We start from the raw sequence: 17,457 nt of genomic DNA on the forward strand, positions 1-17,457 counted from the left end.
AACGGAAGTGTTGTTCAATGGAACGAATACGTCAGGGGTGGGCCGTGGACCGCATCCGCCCGTCCCGCCGCGACGTGCTGCGGCTCGGCGGTCTGATCGTCCCTGCCGTCGCAGCCCCGGCTCTCCTGACGGGGTGTGGTGCCGACCCCGCGAGCAGCGCCGGCAATGTCCTGCGGGTCTCGCAGCCCGGCGACGCCCTCACCATGGACCCGCAGAAACAGGGCGACATGGTGTCGATGAACGCCCTGATCAACATGTTCGACACCCTCACCACCCGGGGCCGCGACAACAAGCTGCACCCGCGCCTGGCCCTCTCCTGGACGGCCCGCTCCGCACACACCTGGCGGTTCCGGCTGCGCCCCGGAGTGCGGTTCCACAACGGCGAGCCCTGCGACGCGGCCGCCGTGAAGTTCAGCATCGAGCGGCTGCTCGACCCGGCGACCAAGTCGCCCATCGTCGAGCTGCGTTACGTGAAGAGCGTGAGCGTCGTCGACCGGCTCACGGTGGATGTGCACACCACGCTGCACGACCCGATCCTGCCCGACAAGCTCTCCCTGTTCGGCGGTGTGGTCGTCCCGCCCCGCTATCTCGCCGAAGCGGGTGACGAGGGCTTCGCCGCCCGCCCCGTCGGCACCGGCCCCTTCACCTTCGTCAGCTGGCAGCGCGACCACCAGCTGCGGATGCGGGCCAACAGCAAGCACTGGCAGGGCAGGCCGCACGTGGACGAACTCGTCTTCAGCCCGGCGCCCAACCCGTCGTCCTCGCTCGCCGCCCTCCAGAGCGGCGGCGTCGACCTCGTCACCGGGCTGACCCCCGACGCCGCCCAGCAGCTGGCCGGGTACACCGGGGTGACGCTGGAGAACTATCCGGGCATCCGCACCTCGTACCTCTCGCTGAACACCCTGGACGGCGGCCCGCTCGGCGACCACCGGGTGCGGCAGGCGCTCAACCACGCGATCGATGTCCCGCTGCTGATCAAGGCGGTGCTCGGCGGCAAGGCCCGTGAGGTCCCCGCGATGATCCCGCGTGGCGCCTTCGGCTTCGACCCCTCCGTCAAGCCCTTCACCCGCTCGGCGGCGAAGGCCCGCGCGCTGCTCGCCGAGGCCGGATACCCGCACGGCTTCACCACCACGCTCACCGCGTCCAACGCCGACTCCAACGTCGCCGAGGCGCTCTCCGGGCTCCTCGCCAGGGCCGGAATACGCGCCCGCGTCGCCCTCCTCGACCCCGGTACGTACGCGGCCCGGCTCACCTCCGACAACCACGGCGCGCTCGGCCCGATGTACCTGGCCGCGAGCACCGTATGGACCCTCGACGGCGAGAGCATGCTCCAGTCCGTCGTGCGCAGCGACCGCCGGCAGAGCCGCTGGCACTCCAAGGAGGCGGACCGGCTCATCGACACCGAGGAACTCTCCGTCGACCCCGCCGAACGCGCCCGCGCCTTCTCCGACCTCCAGCGGCTGATGCGCGAGCAGGCGCCCTTCGTCTTCCTCTACCAGCTCGACAACATCCTCGCCCGCAACGCCCGGCCCCGGTGGAAACCGGGCGCCGCCGGCTCGCTGGCCCTGCAGAACGCGGAGGTCACGGTATGAGCGACCTGTCCCTCCTGGAACCCGACGCGACGGAACCGGACGGTACGCCGCCCGCCCCCGCCCGTACCGTCCGCGACCGGACCCGGCTGCTGCGCGGTGTCCTGGTGCGGCTCGGCACCGCGCTGCTCGTCCTGCTGTGCACGGCGACCGTCTCGTTCTTCCTGGTCCGGCTCTCCGGCGACCCCGTCAAACAGCTGCTCCCGCCGGACGCCACCGCACACCAGGAGACCGTGCTGCGGGCGAGTCTCGGCCTGAACCGGCCGCTGTTCACCCAGTACCTGGACTTCCTCTGGGGGCTGCCGCGCCTCGACTTCGGCAACTCCCTCTTCTACAACGAACCCGTCAGGACGGTCCTCGCCGACCGGCTGCCCGCCACCCTCCAACTCGCGGGCGCCGCACTGGTGGTGACCCTGGTCATCGCGGTGCCCGCCGGGATCTTCGCGGCCATGCGCCGCGGCCGGGCCTCCGACCGCGGGGTGATGACCGGGGTGCTCCTCGGGCAGTCCACACCGCCCTTCTGGGTCGGCATCCTGCTGATCCTCGTCTTCGCCGTGGGACTGCACGTCCTCCCGGCGTCCGGCTACGGCACCTTCGCCAACCTGGTGCTCCCCGCGGTCACCCTCGCCGTCTACTCCGTCGCCGTCGTCGCCCGGCTGCTGCGGTCATCGCTGATCGACGTGCTCTCGTCCGACCACATCCGCACCGCACGGGCCAAGGGATTCGGACCGGTCAAGGTGGTGCTCAGGCACGGGCTGCGCAACGCGTCACTGCCCGTCATCACCGTGGTCGGCCTCGAAGTCGGCAGCCTGCTCGGCGGCGCGATCCTCACCGAACAGGTCTTCTCCTGGCCCGGGGTCGGACAGCTGACCATCGAGGCCATCTCCAAACGAGACTTCCCGCTGGTCCAGGCAACGGTGCTGTTCTTCGCCGCCACCTTCGTCGTGGTGAACCTGCTGGTGGACCTCTCCTACAGCTTCCTCGACCCGAGGGTGAGGTCAACCAAGTGAGCCCGCTGCGCCCAGTGAACAGGACCCTCGTCGCACCACCGTCCGACGTGCCGGACGGCTCCGCAGCCGCGGCCCCGTCAACTCCGGCCCCGCCGCCCGCCCGTGGCCCAGGAGCCGCCGCCCTGCGGGCCCTGCTGCGCAACCGGCTCGCGGTCATCGCCCTGGCCGTACTCGCGGTGATGCTGATCGCCGCCGTGTTCGCCCCGCTCATCGCCCCGCACGACCCGAACACGCAGAACCTGCTGCTGCGGCTCAGGCCGCCCGCCTGGCAGCACGGCGGCAGCAGCGCCCATCTCCTGGGCACCGACCAGCTCGGCCGGGACATGCTGTCCCGCGTCATCTACGGCACCCGGGTCTCGCTCCTGGTGGGCGCGGGCGCCGCGCTCCTCGCCGGAGTCATCGGCACCGCCGTCGGCCTGGCCTCCGGCTACTTCGGCGGCTGGACCGACCGCGTACTGATGCGCCTCGCCGACGTCCAGCTGGCCTTCCCCGCGATCCTGCTGGCACTGGCCATCGTCGGCTTCCTCGGCTCCGGCCTCTGGTACGTGATCCTCGTGCTCGGCTTCACCGGCTGGGTCTCCTACGCCCGCGTCGTCCGCTCCGAGGTCATGTCGCTGCGCTCCCGCGACTTCATCACCGAGGCACGGGCCATCGGTGTCACGGACGGCACCATCATGCGCCGCCATCTGCTGCCCAATGTGCTGGCACCGCTCGCCACCATCGGCACCCTGCACATCGCCGCGGCGATCGTCGCCGAGGCGTCCCTGAGCTACCTCGGCCTCGGGGTCCCCAAGGAGACCGTCACCTGGGGCTCGATGCTCTCCGACGGACAGCTCTACCTGGGCACCTCCTGGTGGCTCGCCGTCTTCCCCGGAGCCGCCCTGATGATCACCTCGCTCGCTGTCAACATCACCGGCGACGCCCTGCGCGACGTCGCGGACCCGAAGGCGTACCGCCGATGAAACCCACCTCAGCGGAGCCGCTCCTCCGCATCAGCGACCTCAGTGTCGACTTCCGGCTGGAGAGCTCCACGGTGCACGCCGTCCGGGGGGTCTCCCTGGAGGTCGCGGCCGGTGAGACGCTCGCCGTCGTCGGCGAGTCCGGCAGTGGGAAGACGGCCACCGCCCTGTCGGTGCTGCGCCTCAACCCGGAACCGCCCTGCGTCTACAGCGGCGGCGAGATCCACTTCGACGGCCGCGATCTGCTCGCGCTCTCCGAGAAGGAGCTCGGCCGGATCAGGGGCCATGACATCGCCATGGTCTTCCAGGACCCGATGACCAGCCTCGACCCGCTCCAGCGGGTCGGCAGCCAGGTCGCCGAAGTGCTCCGGCACCACCGGGGCGTGTCCAGGGCCGAAGCGCGGGAGGCCGCCGTCGCGGCACTGGACGAGGTCGGCATCCCCGACCCGGAACGCCGCTACCGGCAGTACCCGCACGAACTCTCCGGCGGGCTGCGCCAGCGGGTGATGATCGCGACCGCGCTGGTGGGCAGGCCACGGGTGCTCATCGCCGACGAGCCGACCACCGCGCTCGACGTCACCGTGCAGCGGCAGATCCTCGACCTCCTGGTCGAGCTGCGGCAACGGCACGGCATGGCCGTCGTCCTGATCACCCATGACCTCGGCGTGGTGGCCGAGACCGCCGACCGGGTCGCCGTCATGAACCACGGCAGGGTCGTGGAGACCGGTGACGTCCTGGACGTCTTCGCGCACCCGGCGGACGACTACACCCGCCGGCTCCTGGACGCCACCCCCCGATTGGAGCCGGCATGACACCCGTACGCACGACATCACGCACGACATCACGCACGACATCGGAACAGGGCCGCCCGCTGCTCGAACTGGACGGCCTGCGCAAGGAGTTCGGCAGCAGGCCGGTGAGCGTCGCCGTGGACGACGTGTCGCTGACGGTGTACGAGGGCGAGACCCTGGCCCTCGTCGGCGAATCGGGGTGCGGCAAGACCACGCTGACCAGGCTGCTGCTGCGCCTCATCGAACCCACCGCGGGCCTGGTGCGGTTCGCGGGGCAGGACCTCGGCGGCCTCACCCCGGCCCAGCTGCGCTCCGTACGCAAGCAGATGCAGGTCGTCCTGCAGGATCCGTACTCCAGCATGAACCCGCGGATGCGGATCGCCGACATCGTGGCGGAACCCCTGGTCACCCACGATCCGGCGGCCCGCGGACGGCGCGGCAGGGCCCGCACCAGGGAGCGCGTCGGTGAACTCCTGGAAGCGGTCGGCCTGGACGCGGGGATCCAGGACCGCTATCCGCACGAGTTCTCCGGCGGTCAGCGCCAGCGCGTCTCGATCGCCCGCGCGCTCGCCATCGAGCCCCGGCTCGTGGTCCTCGACGAACCCACCAGCGCCCTCGACGTCTCGGTGCAGGCCCGGATCCTCGACCTGCTCGCGGAGCTCCAGCAGCGCCTCGGTCTGACGTATGTCTTCGTCTCGCACAACCTGGCCGTGGTGCGGCAGGTGGCCGACCGGGTCGCCGTGATGCGCGGAGGCGCCCTGGTGGAGGTCGGCGAAGCAGCCGACGTCTTCCGGCGACCCCGGCACGCGTACACCCGCCGGCTCCTCGACGCGGTGCCCGACCCGGACCCGCGCACCGCACGCCGGACGGCGGGGCTGCGGGCCGGCGCGGCCGGCGCGGCCGGGGCGGGGGACGGGCCGCGATGACCGGATACGCCCCACAGCCGGACCGCCCGCGCGCCGCGGACCCGGCACCCGCCGCCCCGCCGCGGTACGCCGTCCAGCGGCCCCGCGTCCTACAGCTGCGACAGCACGAGACCGGCCCCGCCGAGCAGGGCCACATCGTCCACGGCCGCCGCACTGACCAGCACCCTCGGCTGCTCGGCGGCGCCCGAGGCCCCGTCGGCGCTGTCGGCGCGCAGCCGCTCCTCGATCAGCGTACGGAACCGCTCGCCGCCCTCCCGGGCCTCGCCGTGCAGCACGAAGAGCCCCGGAGCGAAGAGCTGCTGCACATTGACCAGACCGAGGGCCACGTTCCGCGCGTACTCCTCGGTCACCCGGCGGGCCGGCTCGTCCGTCCGCTCCACCAGCGCGGCCAGCGAGACCCCGTCGCCGAGACCGGCCGCCCGCGAGCGCTCCCGCAGCCAGCGGGTGGTGGCCACGGTCTTCCAGCAGCCGCGGCGTCCGCAGGTGCACGGGGCGCCACTGGCCGACACCGTCATATGGGCGCCGCTGCGGCCGCCGGGCGGGGCCAGCACCTCACCGTCGTAGAGGATGCCCACGCCCAGCACCTCGCCGGTCGAGACCGACGCGAAGGTACGCCGCCCGCGCCCCGCGCCGAACCAGCGGTCACCGAGCACCTGGAGCCTGGCCCGGTGCTCCACCCGCACCCGCAGCCCGGTCAGCGCGCCGAGCCGCGCGGCCACCGGGTAGCCGTGCAGCGCGGGGACGTCGTTGACCTCGGTGATCAGGCCCGCTTCCGGATCGACCAGACCGGCGGCGGCCACGCCGACCCCGTCCGGATCGTGACCGGCGAAGACTCGCGCCGCCACGGCGAGCGCGGCGTCGATGTCATCCGGCGTCGCGGTACCCGCGTCGTACGCGGTCTCCGCCCGCTCCAGCACGGCGCCCGACAGCGTCAGAACGGCCGCGGTGATCCGGCCCGGCACCAGCTCGACCGCGCCGAGCGTCCGCCGGGCGCCGGGCGCGAAGGGGGCCGGAGCCGGCTCGGGCACCAACCGCAACGGAGAACGTCTCTGCACCATGCGCCGACTCTGCCACGGCGGAGTTTCGAGGAGGTAGCACTGTGAGCCAACTGCAACCCGGCCACCGGCAACCGGCCGGCCCGGCCCGGCTGACCGAACTGACCTGGGGCGAGGTGCGCGCGGCCGGTGCGCACGGCGTCGCCCTGCTGCCCATCGGGTCCCAGGAGCAGCACGCCGGGCATCTGCCGATGGGCACCGACACCCTGCTCGCCGACGCGGTGGTCGACCGGGCCACCGCCCTGCTCTCCCGGGAGCCGGACGCGCCGGAACTGGTACGGCTGCCGACCCTGCCCTTCGGGCACAGCCCGCACCATCTGTTCGCCGCCGCCGTCTCGCTCTCCGCCGCCACCCTCGGCGCCGTACTGGACGACATCCTGGACTCGCTCGTGACCAGCGGTTACCGCCGGATCATGGTGGTGAACGGGCACGGCGGCAACGACGAGATCATGCGCCTCGCCGTGAAGCGGTTCGCGCTGCGCTCCGCCGTGACCGTCGCCGCCTGCTCGTACTGGACCGTCACATCGGGCGCCGACGACGGCGGCAGGCCCGAGGTCACCCCCGGCCACGCCGGGTGGTTCGAGACCTCGCTGATGCTGGCCGCCCACCCGGACCTGGTCCGTACGCCGGTACCGGCCCGCGCCCCGGTCGAGCCCCCGCCGCTCTTCGACAGCCCGCCGTACCCGGGGCTGACCGTGGAACGCCACGGCGAGTGGGAGCGGGTGGGCGGCGCGACCGACGACGCGTCCGGCGCCGACGCGGAGCACGGCACCCGGCTGCTCGACGACCGGGCCACCGGGCTGGCCCGCGCGGTCCGCGCCTTCGACGCGGCATCCCGCTGAACCACGCAGACCCGAGGAGAGACAGAGAGAGCTATGAAGATCACTGATGTCGACGTGTGGGTTGTCAACCTTCCGCTGGTCAATCCGTTCACCAGCTCCTTCGAGACCAAGACGGGGGAGACCCGCACGGTCGTGCGGATCCGTACCGACTCCGGTGTCGACGGCTGGGGCGAGACGATGTGGGGCCGCCCCGTCGCGGCGATCGTCGAAGCGCTCGCAGCCGACCTGATCGGCACCAGCCCGTTCGCGCTGGAGAGCTTCCACCGCAAGCAGCACATGGTGCCGTTCTTCCACGGATACCTGGGTTACGCGGCCATCGCCGCCCTCGACGTGGCCTGCTGGGACGCGATGGGCAAGGCCACCGGGCAGTCCGTCACCGATCTGCTGGGCGGCCCGGTACGCGACGAGGTCCCCATCACCGCCCTGGTGACCCGCGCCGACGCGCCGGGCGTGGGCGCCGACGGGCTGCCGGATGCGCTGGCCGAGCACACCGCACGGGTCGTCGCCGAAGGCGGCTTCGACGCGGTCAAGCTCAAGGGCACCAGGGACGTCGCGGGTGACGTGGCCATCCTGCGGGCGATCCGCACGGCCCTGCCCCGGGTGAACCTGCGGGTCGACCCGAACGCGGCCTGGTCGGTCCCCGACTCGGTACGCGCCGGGATCGCCCTGGAGGAGCTCGACCTGGAGTATCTGGAGGACCCCTGCGTCGGCATCGAGGGCATGAGCCAGGTGCACGCCAAGGTCCGCATCCCGCTCTGCACCAATATGTGCGTCGTCCGGTTCGAGGAGTTCGCCCCGGCGATCCGGCTGAACGCCGTCGACGTGATCCACGGCGACGTCTACAAATGGGGCGGCATCGCCGCGACCAAGGCGCTCGCCGCCCACTGCGAGACCTTCGGGCTCGGGATGAACCTGCACAGCGGCGGCGAACTGGGCATCGCGACCGCCGCCCATCTGGCCGTCGTGTCCAGCACCCCGGTCCTCTCCCGGGCCATCGACAGCATGTACTACCTGCACGCCGACGACATCATCGAGCCGCTGCACCTCGAAGGCGGCCGGCTGCGGGTGCCCACAGGACCCGGCCTCGGGGTGAGCGTGGACGAGGAGAAGCTGCGCCACTTCGCCGGGGTCAACGAGCGCGAAGGAGACCTGACCGGATGAGCCCCGCACACGAGCAGCAGGAGGGGCGGACCGGCAAGCAGGCGGTGCACAGCGCGCACGCGCCACGGCCCGCCGGCGCCTACAGCCAGGGCGTACTGGCCGGCGGGTTCCTGTACACGGCGGGCTTCGGCCCGCAGGACCCGGTGACCGGAGAAGTGCCGGGCACCGTCGGGGAACAGACGGCGCAGGTGCTGCGCAACGTCCGTTCGGTGCTCGCCGAACGCGCCCTGGCCCTGGACGACGTGGTCAAGGTGACCGTGCATCTGGCGCACCTGCACCGGGACTTCGCCGCCTTCGACGCCGCGTACGGGGAGTTCTTCACGGCGCCCTACCCGGTGCGCACCACGGTGGGCTCCGAGCTGATGGACATCCTGGTCGAGATCGACGTGGTGGCCCGCGCCCGAAACTGAGGCTGCCCCCCGGGACGGGGGCTTCGGTTCGAACGTGCAGGTCAGGGCCGTTCCATAAGGACCACTTGGCGGTACTCGGCGCGGTCGCGCCATGGACGGTGCGCGGCCGGGGCCGCAGAGTGGGGTCCATGGAGACTCTGGCAGGCGCCGAGTTCGCGCCCGAGATGACGTATCTGAACACTGCGAGCAGCGGTCTGCTGCCGGCCCGCACGGTCGCCGCGATGCACACCGCGGTGACACGGGCGGCCGCGGGCAGGCCGACCGACATGTTCGCCGACGTGGAGGCGTCCCGGGCCTCCTTCGCCCGGCTCGCCGGAGTCCCGGCCGCCCGTGTCGCGGCCGGGGCCTCCGTCGCCGTCTACTGCGGACTGATCGCGGGCTCGCTGCCCGCGGGGGCCGAAGTCCTCGCCGCCGAAGGGGAGTTCAGCTCACTGGTGACCCCCTTCGTGGTACGCGGCGACCTCAAGGTGCGCTTCGTACCGCTGGAGTCGCTGGCGGAATCGGTGCGCCCGGGCACCGCGCTCGTCGCGGTGAGCGCGGTGCAGTCGGCCGACGGCCGGATGGCCGACCTCGCAGCGATCAGGACCGCGGCCCGTGCGCACGGCGCCCGCACCCTGGTGGACGCCTCGCAGTCGGTGGGCTGGCTCCCGCTCGACGCGACGCGGGACGACTTCACCGTGGCCGTCGCCTTCAAATGGCTGTGCTGCCCACGCGGTGTCGGCTTCCTGGTGGTGCCCGAGGACCTGGGCGGGGTGACACCTGTACTCGCCGGCTGGGTCGCGGGGGAGGAGCCCTGGGCCAGCTGCTACGGGCCGGTGGCCGAACTCGCCCACTCCGCACGGCGGTTCGACGAGAGCCCCAGCCTGTTCTCGTACGCAGGGGCGCGGCACTCTCTCGCTCTGATCGAGGAGCTGGGGCCCGCGGCGATCGGGCGCCACGACATCGCGCTCGCCGACCGTTTCCGGGCGGGGCTCGACCGGATCGGGCAGCAGCCGATCGCGGCTCCCGGGTCGGCGATCGTCTCGGCCCCGGGGCTCGGCCACCGCCGTGACGAGCTGAGCCGGGCGGGCGTCGAACTCTCCGACCGTGCGGGCAATCTGCGCGCCGCCTTCCACCTCTACAACTCACCGGCCGACGTCGACCGGCTCCTCGACGCGCTCTCCGGCTGATACGCGGGAGGGGGACGGCACCGTATGCCGTCCCCCTCCCGCGTATCTCAGATCACTTCACCGGAGTGAAGTCCCGCGCACCGATGAACTCGGGGCGCCGGATCGGAGCCGAGAAGGGCTCCACCGCTGCGTTGTCCACGCTGTTGAACACGATGAAGACATTGCTGCGGGCGTACGGAGTGATGTTGTCACCCGAACCGTGCATGCAGTTGCAGTCGAACCAGGTGGCCGAACCGGCACGGCCCGTGAAGAGCTTGATGCCGTGCGCGTCCGCCATCCGCGTCAGCGCCTCGTCCGACGGGATGCCCGCGTCCTGCATCTGGAGCGACCGCTTGTAGTTGTCCTTCGGCGTCTCACCCGCGCACCCCAGGAAATGCTGGTGCGAACCCGGCATGATCATCAAGCCGCCGTTGGTGTCGAAGTTCTCGGTCAGCGCGATCGAGACCGATACGGTCCGCATGTTCGCGAGACCGTCCTCCGCGTGCCACGTCTCGAAGTCCGAGTGCCAGTAGAAGCCGCTGGCGCCGAACCCCGGCTTGACGTTGATCCGGGACTGGTGGACGTAGACGTCCGATCCCAGGATCTGCCGGGCCCGGTCGAGCAGCCGCTCGTCCCGCACCAGCTGTGCGAAGACCTCGCTGAGCTTGTGCACCTCGAATACCGACCGTACGTCCTGAGACTTCGGCTCGATGATGGAGCGCTCGTCGGCGCGGACGCCCGGGTCGGCGATCAGCCGGTCCAGTTCCGCGCGGTAGAGAGCAACTTCGTCGTCCGTGAGCAGCTCGCCCACGGTGAGGAACCCGTCCCGTTCGAAGCCCTGGAGCTCCGGCTGGGAGATGGGGCCCGTCGCGCCGGGCTGCGACCAGACCACCGGGTCCTGGCGGGGGGTGGTCACTTCACTCGCACCACGGGTGGGGTAGAGATCCGCCCGGATGTTGGACAGTACTTCGGTCATGGCTCTTCAGACCTCCTCGGTCAGCAGCGGGTAAACGCCGTTCTCATCGTGGTCCTCCCGTCCGGTGACCGGAGGGTTGAAGACACAGACACAGTGGAAATCGGTCTTCGGGCGCAGAGTGTGCTTCTCGTGCCCGTTGAGCAGGTACATGGTGCCGGGCTCGATCCAGTGGACCTCGCCCGTGTCGTCGTTGGTGAGCTCCGCCTCGCCCTTGGTGCAGAGCACGGCCTCGATGTGGTTGGCGTACCACATCGACGTCTCGGTTCCCGCGTAGAGAATCGTCTCGTGCAGGGAGAAGCCGACCTTCTCCTTGGCCAGCACGATGCGCTTGCTCTCCCAGGTCCCCGACGCGGACTTGATGTGCCGGTCGGTTCCCTCGACATCCTTGAATGAACGGACAATCACTGTGCGTGAGCCTTTCTGTGTAGCGGTCGCTGCGCGGAGAATGCGCTGCGTGTCAGGCGGTCTCGCGGACGGCGCGGGCCAGGATGCTCAGGCCCTCGTCCAGTTCTTCGGTGGAGACGGTCAGCGGCGGCAGGAGTTTGACGACCTCGCTCTCCGGACCCGAGGTCTCCAGGAGGAGCCCCAGCTCGAAGGCGCGGCGGCAGACGGCCGTGGCACGCGGCTTGTCCTCGAACTCGATGCCCCAGACGAGGCCGCGGCCGCGGAAGCTCACGCCCGCGCCGTCATTCTCCTCGACGAGGGCCAGGAGCGCGCGCTCGACCTGCTCGCCGCGTGCCAGCGTCTGCTTCTCCATCTGGCCGTCGGCCCAGTAGGTCTCCAGCGTGGCGGTGGCGGTGACGAACGCCGGGTTGTTGCCGCGGAAGGTGCCGTTGTGCTCGCCCGGCTCCCACACGTCGAGCTCGCCCTTGAAGAGGCAGAGCGACATCGGCAGCCCGTAGCCGCTGATGGACTTCGACAGGGTGACGATGTCGGGCGTGATGCCCGCTTCCTCGAAGGAGAAGAAGCCGCCGGTACGGCCGCAGCCCATCTGGATGTCGTCGACGATCAGGAGCATGTCCTGGCGGTGGCAGAGCTCCTGCAGCGCGCGGAGCCACTCGGCGCGTGCGACGTTGATGCCGCCCTCGCCCTGGACCGTCTCGACGATCACGGCGGCGGGCTTGTTGAGGCCCGAGCCCTGGTCCTCCAGCAGACGCTCGAACCACAGGAAGTCCGGGATCTGGCCGTCGAAGTAGTTGTCGAACGGCATCGGGGTGCCGTGCACCAGCGGGATACCGGCGCCGGCCCGCTTGAAGGCGTTGCCGGTCACGGCCAGCGCGCCGAGCGACATGCCGTGGAAGGCGTTGGTGAACGAGACGACGGACTCGCGGCCCTTGACCTTACGGGCCAGCTTCAGCGCCGACTCGACGGCGTTGGTGCCTGTCGGGCCCGGGAACATCACCTTGTACGGCAGGTCACGCGGGCGCAGGATCACGTTCTGGAAGGACTCCAGGAAGGCGCGTTTGGCCGTGGTGGCCATGTCCAGGCCGTGGGTGATGCCGTCACGCTCGATGTAGTCGATCAGCGCGCGTTTGATCACCGGGTTGTTGTGGCCGTAGTTCAGTGATCCGGCTCCGGCGAAGAAGTCGAGGTAGGTGTGGCCGTCCTCGTCGTGGAGGTAGCTGCCCTGGGCCCGGTCGAACACGGCGGGCCAGCTGCGGCAGTAACTGCGTACCTCCGACTCAAGGGTCTCGAAGACGCTCAGGGCGGGCGGGGTGATGGTCACAGCAAGTCTCCTGGGGTGAGGGATGTCAGTCAGGCCGAGACGGGGCTGATGCGGTACAGCACTTCCGGCTGGTGCGTCCCTTCGGGGAACAGCCCGCCGTCGAAGAGCACTTCACGTTCCACTGCCGCCCCGTGACGCTCTGCGAACGAGCGGAACAGGCGGTCGGACGCGGTGTTGTCCGGAGAAATGGTGGTTTCGAGCTCCCGGACCACTCCCCTGGCGGTGACCTTGGCGATCAGCGCGTCCAGCAGGACACCGGCGAGGCCCTGGCCGCGGTACGCCTGGTCGACGGCCACCTGCCAGACGACGAGGGCTTCGGGACGGTCGGGACGGACGTATCCGGTGACGAAGCCGATGGGGGCACCGGCTGTGTCGCGCGCCACCACGGAGGTCGCTGCGAAGTCACGACACCACAGCAGGTAGCTGTACGAGGAGTTGAGGTCCAGCACCTCGGAGTCGCGGGCGATACGCCAGATCGCGGCCCCGTCCTCCACTCGTGGGGTGTCTATCTCCTGGAATTCACTACGGGCACGTACAAGGTCTTCTTGCGCGGCGGTCATGTAAGGGAAATTTACCCAGCAAATTCAAAAAATGCATTCTGGCGCAGGGTTGGCCAAAAGTGCCGTCCATGCTATCGCGCGGGCGCGGACCGAAGCTCTCGTGGTCGCGAATATGGATGATTTGTCCCGGAATTATCGGGCAAAGTGACCGCCTTGTGGGGTCGGTCACATGTGCGTAACCTTCCTGATGAGTGTCCGAAAACCGCTGGTGAGACCTGTTGAAAATCCTGCGTTTAGGGTCCGGGAAAGCGGGCAGAAGAATACAGAGCGCTGTACTGGTAAAAGCCGGAATTCTGCATTCTGCAATTCTTGAATGCACAGCTGTGCGCGACCGCTTGTGTGCGAGCCGTTACCGGACGCACACAATTGTGCTGTGCAGCGCCGTGGTGCCTTGCCGTGCTCTGCCCGGAGCCGGGAGCCCCGGGCCCGGGTCCGAGGTCGGAGTCCGGGCCCGGAGCGCTCAGGGCTCAGCCCCGCTGCCAGACCTCCGACACCGCGGCCCGTGCGGCCTCCAGGTCCACGGCTGCCGAAGCGCCCTCCGCCGTATCGCCCAGCGCGGCACCCAGTGCCGCCAGCGAGGAGTGGACCACGCCCTGAGTGGCGTCCGGGCCGTAGTGGTTGATCCGCACCATCTCGCCGGCCAGCGCCCCGCCGCCCGCGATCAGCGGCAGCGTCGGGTCGGCCGCCAGCGCCTTCGCGACCAGCTCCGACGCGTCGACCCCGGCCGGGGTACGGAGTGTGGTGGCCACCGGGGCCGCGTCCTGTGCCTCGTGCACGAAGGGCGTCAGCCCGCCACCCAGGGCGAGCGCACCGGCCCGGGTCGCCGCCGCGGCCCGTGCGTGCCGGTCCATCACCGCGGGGAGGCCCTCCGACTCGATCCGCTCCAGACAGGCGCCGAGCGCCAGCATCTCCAGCTGGGCGGGCGCGTGCGGCAGCGCGGTGCGGCCGGTGTCGATCCAGCGCTCCTTCCAGTCGAGGAGCGAGAGGTACGAACGGCGCGGGGCCTGCGGGTTCTCCGCGAACCGCTGCCAGGCCCGCTCACTCACGGACACCGCGGACACCCCGGCGGGGCCGCCCATCGCCTTCTGCGCGCCGATCACACAGAGGTCCACGCCCCAGGCGTCCGGCAGCAGCGGCTCGGCTCCCACCGATGCGACCGCGTCCAGCATGAAGAGCGCGCCGTGTGCCCGTACCACCTCGCCGATCTCCGCGACCGGGTTGGTGTTGCCGGTCGCCGCCTCCGCGTGGACCAGCGAGACGAAGTCGATCTCCGGACGGGCGGCGAGCGCCTCGCGCACCTGGGCCGCGGTGACCGCGGTGTGGAACGGCACGGCCAGGTCGACCACGGTGACCCCGCAGTCGCGCAGCCAGTTGCCGAAGGTCTGGCCGTAGGGGCCGGTGATCACATTGAGCGCGGTCGAGCCCGGCCGGGCGCCGGAGCGGATACATCCCTCCAGCGGCAGCAGCGCCTCCCCCTGGGTGATCACGACGTCCTGCCGGGTGGAGAGCAGCGAGGCCGTCTGCCGCTCGATCGCGGCGAAGTGCGCGGGGGTGAGCGGGGCGAGGTCGAGGAAGGGGTGCGTCACGGTGGTGCTCTCTTCGCGAGTTCGTTCGGGCTGCCGGTCCGATGGTACTGAGCGGGGATCCCGGCCCCTCCCGCCCGGCGCCGTCCCGTCGTTAGGCTCGCCGTATGAGCGATCACAGCGATCACACGGTGCTGCATGTGAAGGGGCGGGTGCTGGTCGGGCCCGACGACGTCAGGGACGAGCTGTGGGTGGTCGGCGGGCGGATCACCTATGTACGCCCGGCCGCTGAGGCCGTCACCGTGCGGGGCTGGGTGCTGCCCGGGCTGGTCGACGCGCACTGCCACATCGGGCTCGACGCGCACGGGGCGGTCGACCGGGCGACCAGCGAGCAGCAGGCCCTCGGCGAGCGGGAGGCGGGGGCGCTGCTGCTGCGTGACGCGGGATCCCCGTCCGACACCCGGTGGATCGACGCCCGCCCCGACCTCCCGAAGATCATCCGGGCGGGCCGGCACATCGCGCGCACCCGCCGGTACATCAGGAACTACGCGCATGAGATCGAGCCGGGGGACCTCGTCGAGTACGTGGCCAGGGAGGCCCGCAACGGCGACGGCTGGGTCAAACTCGTCGGCGACTGGATCGACCGGGAGACCGGGGACCTGTCCGCCTGCTGGCCGCGCGGAGAGGTGGAGGCGGCGATCGCCGAGGCGCACAGGCTCGGCGCCAGGGTCACCGCGCACTGCTTCGCCGAGGACTCGCTGCGCGACCTCGTGGAGGCCGGGATCGACTGCATCGAGCACGCCACCGGGCTGACGGAGGAGACCGTGCCGCTCTTCGCCGAGCGGGGCGTCGCGATCGTGCCGACGCTGGTGAACATCGCGACCTTCCCCAAGCTCGCCGCGGGTGGCGACGCCAAGTATCCGCGCTGGTCGGCCCATATGAGGCGGCTGCACGAGCGCCGGTACGACACCGTGCGGTCCGCCCATGACGCGGGGATCCCGGTCTATGTCGGCACGGACGCGGGCGGCTCGCTGCCGCACGGCCTGGTCGCCGAGGAGGCGGCGGAGCTGGTGAAGGCGGGCATCCCGGTGTCCGACGTGCTGTCGGCGGCGTCCTGGGGTGCCAGGGAGTGGCTGGGCAGGCCGGGGCTCACCGAAGGGGCGCCGGGAGACCTCGTCGTGTACACGCAGGACCCGCGGGAGGACGTACGGGTGCTGGGGGCGCCGCACCGGGTGGTCATCGACGGCCGTGCGGTGGCCTGAGGCGGGACGGTGGTCCGGGGCGGCGGTGATGTGGGGAGGCCGCGGGCGCTCGGTTGACGGTCCGCGGGGCGCGGGCTTGACCGGGCGTGACGTGCGGGGTCCTGCACTCGTTGAAGCACCTGGTGCGCGCCCCGCGGGGGCACCGGCGTACCACCCCTGAGCGGTGAAACAGGGGGTTCAGAGGAACGCGCGTGCCTCGGGATTCGAATGCAGACGCGGAAACGCCACTTTGGAGTGAACTCACGTCAGGTTGCTGACCGTTCACCCACAGTGCGTAAAGATTCCGGTGTCTCGGTCGCCGGCGCACCCACGAAGTCCCCGTGGGACGCGCCCCAGGCGACGTCATGTCTCTTGTGGGGGTTCCACCGTCTTGAACAGCAACACCTTCCGCATGCCCGCACGCCGTACGGCCGCCGTCCTCGTGGCCGCCGGGCTGACCGCGGGCCCCGCGGCGCTCCTCGCCGCCGCACCCGCGCAGGCGACCACCGGCAGTGCCGGAAAGGCGACGGCTGTCGTGCTCCGTACCGGGCTCGATGTCTCGCTGCTCAACAAGACCGTCGATGTGCCGCTCACGGTCGCGCTCAACGAGGTACAGGCCCCGGCCAGCGCGGACAAGACCGCGCTGACCGCGAAGCTGGACGGGGTCGACAAGGGCCGTCCGTTCAGTCTGCTGCGCGCCGACGTCGCCACGGCCAGGGCGACGGCCGACCGGCACAAGGCGGAGGGGTACGCGAACGTCGCCCGCGCGTCGGTCCATGTCCCGGGGCTGCCGCTGCTGTCGCTGATCGAGGTCGAGAAGGTGACGTCGAAGGCGGTCTGCGAGGCCGGTGAGCGGCCGCACGCCGAGTCGAACGTACTCGGCCATGTGACCGTGCTCGGTAAGCGGATCACGCTCAGCGCCGGTGGTACCACCCAGGTCCATGTGCCGGCCGTCGGCGATGTCACGCTCAACCTGTCGAAGACCAGCACCACATCCCGTACGGCCGCGGCCACCGCGCTCCAGCTCAAGGTGTCCGTGAACCCGCTGAAGCTGAACGTCGCGGATGTCCAGGGCGAGGTCACCCTCGCGCAGGCGACCTGTGAGTCGCCGAAGGCCGCGCCGCCGAGCCACCAGGGCGGGAGCCCGGCGAAGCCCACGCCCGCGACCGGGGTCGAGGAGCAGACCGTGGCGCACCCCAAGCCCGCGGCAGCCCCGGAGAAGGAGAACCTCGCGGAGACCGGGGGCAGTTCGGCGACTCCGTACATCGCGGGCGGCGCGGCGGCGCTGGTGCTGGCGGGCGGCGGCGCGCTCGCGCTGGCGCGCGGACGGAGCCGCAACAAGGGCTGACGCAGGGCAGAGGGGGGAGGGGAGGGGGCCGCACCGGACGAGGGGTGCGGCCCCCGGCCTGTGCCTGTGCCTGTGTCCGTGCCAGTGCCAGTGCCCGTGCCCGTGACTGTGCTCGTGGCTCGTGCTCGTGACTGTGCTCGTGCCCTTGCCCGGTCCCGTTCCGACGGCTTGCCGCCCAGCCGCTGTCCCCGG

The 17,457-nt window shown here is 71.1% G+C and carries 17 protein-coding genes; 11 read left to right on the forward strand and 6 right to left on the reverse strand.

Going from position 1 to position 17,457, the window contains the following annotated elements; translation table 11 throughout:
• Nucleotides 1–17 precede the first annotated feature (17 nt).
• Genes OG510_RS29785 through OG510_RS29805 form a run of 5 tightly spaced genes read left to right on the forward strand, consistent with a single transcriptional unit; the run spans nucleotide 18 to nucleotide 5,275 of the window.
• Complete coding sequence (locus tag OG510_RS29785) at nucleotides 18–1,592, forward strand: ABC transporter substrate-binding protein (protein ID WP_406140855.1); 1,575 nt, start codon at nucleotides 18–20, stop codon at nucleotides 1,590–1,592.
• Nucleotides 1,589–2,599: an ABC transporter permease gene (locus tag OG510_RS29790; RefSeq protein ID WP_406140856.1), complete on the forward strand. Its 1,011-nt coding sequence runs from the start codon at nucleotides 1,589–1,591 to the stop codon at nucleotides 2,597–2,599. Before OG510_RS29785 ends, OG510_RS29790 begins: the two co-directional genes overlap by 4 nt.
• A gap of 47 nt (nucleotides 2,600–2,646) precedes the next feature.
• Entirely contained in the window at nucleotides 2,647–3,561 is a 915-nt protein-coding gene (locus tag OG510_RS29795) for an ABC transporter permease (protein WP_406142620.1), read from the forward strand.
• On the forward strand, nucleotides 3,558–4,370 hold the full coding sequence (locus OG510_RS29800; protein WP_406140858.1) for an ATP-binding cassette domain-containing protein: 813 nt from the start codon (nucleotides 3,558–3,560) through the stop codon (nucleotides 4,368–4,370). The genes OG510_RS29795 and OG510_RS29800 overlap by 4 nt, the downstream gene beginning before the upstream one ends.
• Nucleotides 4,367–5,275 (forward strand): ATP-binding cassette domain-containing protein, encoded by a 909-nt coding sequence (locus tag OG510_RS29805; RefSeq protein WP_406140859.1) that lies wholly within the window; start codon nucleotides 4,367–4,369, stop codon nucleotides 5,273–5,275. Before OG510_RS29800 ends, OG510_RS29805 begins: the two co-directional genes overlap by 4 nt.
• A gap of 89 nt (nucleotides 5,276–5,364) precedes the next feature.
• On the opposite strand, the gene OG510_RS29810 is transcribed toward OG510_RS29805, so the two are convergent.
• Nucleotides 5,365–6,333 carry an ROK family protein gene (locus OG510_RS29810; protein ID WP_406140861.1) on the reverse strand — a complete coding sequence of 323 codons (969 nt, stop codon included), beginning with the start codon at nucleotides 6,331–6,333 and terminating at the stop codon, nucleotides 5,365–5,367.
• A 50-nt stretch (nucleotides 6,334–6,383) separates the two neighbouring features.
• Between OG510_RS29810 and OG510_RS29815 the strand changes: the two genes are divergently transcribed.
• The 4 genes from OG510_RS29815 to OG510_RS29830 all read left to right on the forward strand — a co-directional run bounded on the left by OG510_RS29815 (nucleotide 6,384) and on the right by OG510_RS29830 (nucleotide 9,912).
• A complete protein-coding gene (locus tag OG510_RS29815; protein WP_406142621.1) occupies nucleotides 6,384–7,172 on the forward strand; it encodes a creatininase family protein in 789 nt (262 codons plus the stop codon).
• A 33-nt stretch (nucleotides 7,173–7,205) separates the two neighbouring features.
• Complete coding sequence (locus tag OG510_RS29820; RefSeq protein WP_406140862.1) at nucleotides 7,206–8,333, forward strand: mandelate racemase/muconate lactonizing enzyme family protein; 1,128 nt, start codon at nucleotides 7,206–7,208, stop codon at nucleotides 8,331–8,333.
• The gene (locus tag OG510_RS29825) at nucleotides 8,330–8,743 is read left to right on the forward strand and encodes a RidA family protein (protein WP_406140864.1); all 414 of its coding nucleotides are present in this window, start codon (nucleotides 8,330–8,332) and stop codon (nucleotides 8,741–8,743) included. Before OG510_RS29820 ends, OG510_RS29825 begins: the two co-directional genes overlap by 4 nt.
• A 128-nt stretch (nucleotides 8,744–8,871) precedes the next feature.
• Nucleotides 8,872–9,912 (forward strand): aminotransferase class V-fold PLP-dependent enzyme, encoded by a 1,041-nt coding sequence (locus OG510_RS29830; RefSeq protein ID WP_406140865.1) that lies wholly within the window; start codon nucleotides 8,872–8,874, stop codon nucleotides 9,910–9,912.
• A gap of 52 nt (nucleotides 9,913–9,964) precedes the next feature.
• Here the strand turns inward: OG510_RS29830 and thpD are convergent, their stop codons facing one another.
• From thpD to OG510_RS29855, 5 genes are all read right to left on the reverse strand, one after another.
• Nucleotides 9,965–10,867 carry an ectoine hydroxylase gene (gene thpD, locus OG510_RS29835; protein ID WP_164266119.1) on the reverse strand — a complete coding sequence of 301 codons (903 nt, stop codon included), beginning with the start codon at nucleotides 10,865–10,867 and terminating at the stop codon, nucleotides 9,965–9,967.
• 6 nt (nucleotides 10,868–10,873) lie between these two features.
• Nucleotides 10,874–11,272 (reverse strand): ectoine synthase, encoded by a 399-nt coding sequence (locus tag OG510_RS29840; protein WP_164266118.1) that lies wholly within the window; start codon nucleotides 11,270–11,272, stop codon nucleotides 10,874–10,876.
• Nucleotides 11,273–11,324: 52 nt separating this feature from the next.
• Entirely contained in the window at nucleotides 11,325–12,593 is a 1,269-nt protein-coding gene (gene ectB, locus OG510_RS29845) for a diaminobutyrate--2-oxoglutarate transaminase (protein ID WP_406140868.1), read from the reverse strand.
• Nucleotides 12,594–12,622: 29 nt separating this feature from the next.
• Nucleotides 12,623–13,153 carry a diaminobutyrate acetyltransferase gene (gene ectA / locus OG510_RS29850; protein ID WP_406140870.1) on the reverse strand — a complete coding sequence of 177 codons (531 nt, stop codon included), beginning with the start codon at nucleotides 13,151–13,153 and terminating at the stop codon, nucleotides 12,623–12,625.
• A 467-nt stretch (nucleotides 13,154–13,620) separates the two neighbouring features.
• Complete coding sequence (locus OG510_RS29855) at nucleotides 13,621–14,739, reverse strand: pyridoxal-phosphate-dependent aminotransferase family protein (protein WP_406140871.1); 1,119 nt, start codon at nucleotides 14,737–14,739, stop codon at nucleotides 13,621–13,623.
• Between the two features lie 104 nt (nucleotides 14,740–14,843).
• Here OG510_RS29855 and OG510_RS29860 point away from each other — a divergent pair, with 104 nt between their 5' ends.
• Complete coding sequence (locus OG510_RS29860) at nucleotides 14,844–15,938, forward strand: amidohydrolase family protein (protein ID WP_406140873.1); 1,095 nt, start codon at nucleotides 14,844–14,846, stop codon at nucleotides 15,936–15,938.
• Between the two features lie 370 nt (nucleotides 15,939–16,308).
• On the forward strand, nucleotides 16,309–17,265 hold the full coding sequence (locus OG510_RS29865) for an SCO1860 family LAETG-anchored protein (RefSeq protein WP_406140874.1): 957 nt from the start codon (nucleotides 16,309–16,311) through the stop codon (nucleotides 17,263–17,265).
• Nucleotides 17,266–17,457 lie beyond the last annotated feature (192 nt).

Source organism: Streptomyces sp. NBC_01089, from assembly GCF_045162975.1.
Classification (GTDB): Bacteria; Actinomycetota; Actinomycetes; order Streptomycetales; family Streptomycetaceae; genus Streptomyces.

Coding starts and splice junctions, on each gene's coding strand:
- OG510_RS29785 (WP_406140855.1), top strand. CDS start 18: ATGGAACGAATACGTCAGGGGTGGGCCGTGGACCGCATCCGCCCGTCC.
- OG510_RS29790 (WP_406140856.1), top strand. CDS start 1,589: ATGAGCGACCTGTCCCTCCTGGAACCCGACGCGACGGAACCGGACGGT.
- OG510_RS29800 (WP_406140858.1), top strand. CDS start 3,558: ATGAAACCCACCTCAGCGGAGCCGCTCCTCCGCATCAGCGACCTCAGT.
- OG510_RS29805 (WP_406140859.1), top strand. CDS start 4,367: ATGACACCCGTACGCACGACATCACGCACGACATCACGCACGACATCG.
- OG510_RS29810 (WP_406140861.1), bottom strand. CDS start 6,333: ATGGTGCAGAGACGTTCTCCGTTGCGGTTGGTGCCCGAGCCGGCTCCG.
- OG510_RS29820 (WP_406140862.1), top strand. CDS start 7,206: ATGAAGATCACTGATGTCGACGTGTGGGTTGTCAACCTTCCGCTGGTC.
- OG510_RS29825 (WP_406140864.1), top strand. CDS start 8,330: ATGAGCCCCGCACACGAGCAGCAGGAGGGGCGGACCGGCAAGCAGGCG.
- OG510_RS29830 (WP_406140865.1), top strand. CDS start 8,872: ATGGAGACTCTGGCAGGCGCCGAGTTCGCGCCCGAGATGACGTATCTG.
- thpD (WP_164266119.1), bottom strand. CDS start 10,867: ATGACCGAAGTACTGTCCAACATCCGGGCGGATCTCTACCCCACCCGT.
- ectA (WP_406140870.1), bottom strand. CDS start 13,153: ATGACCGCCGCGCAAGAAGACCTTGTACGTGCCCGTAGTGAATTCCAG.
- OG510_RS29860 (WP_406140873.1), top strand. CDS start 14,844: ATGAGCGATCACAGCGATCACACGGTGCTGCATGTGAAGGGGCGGGTG.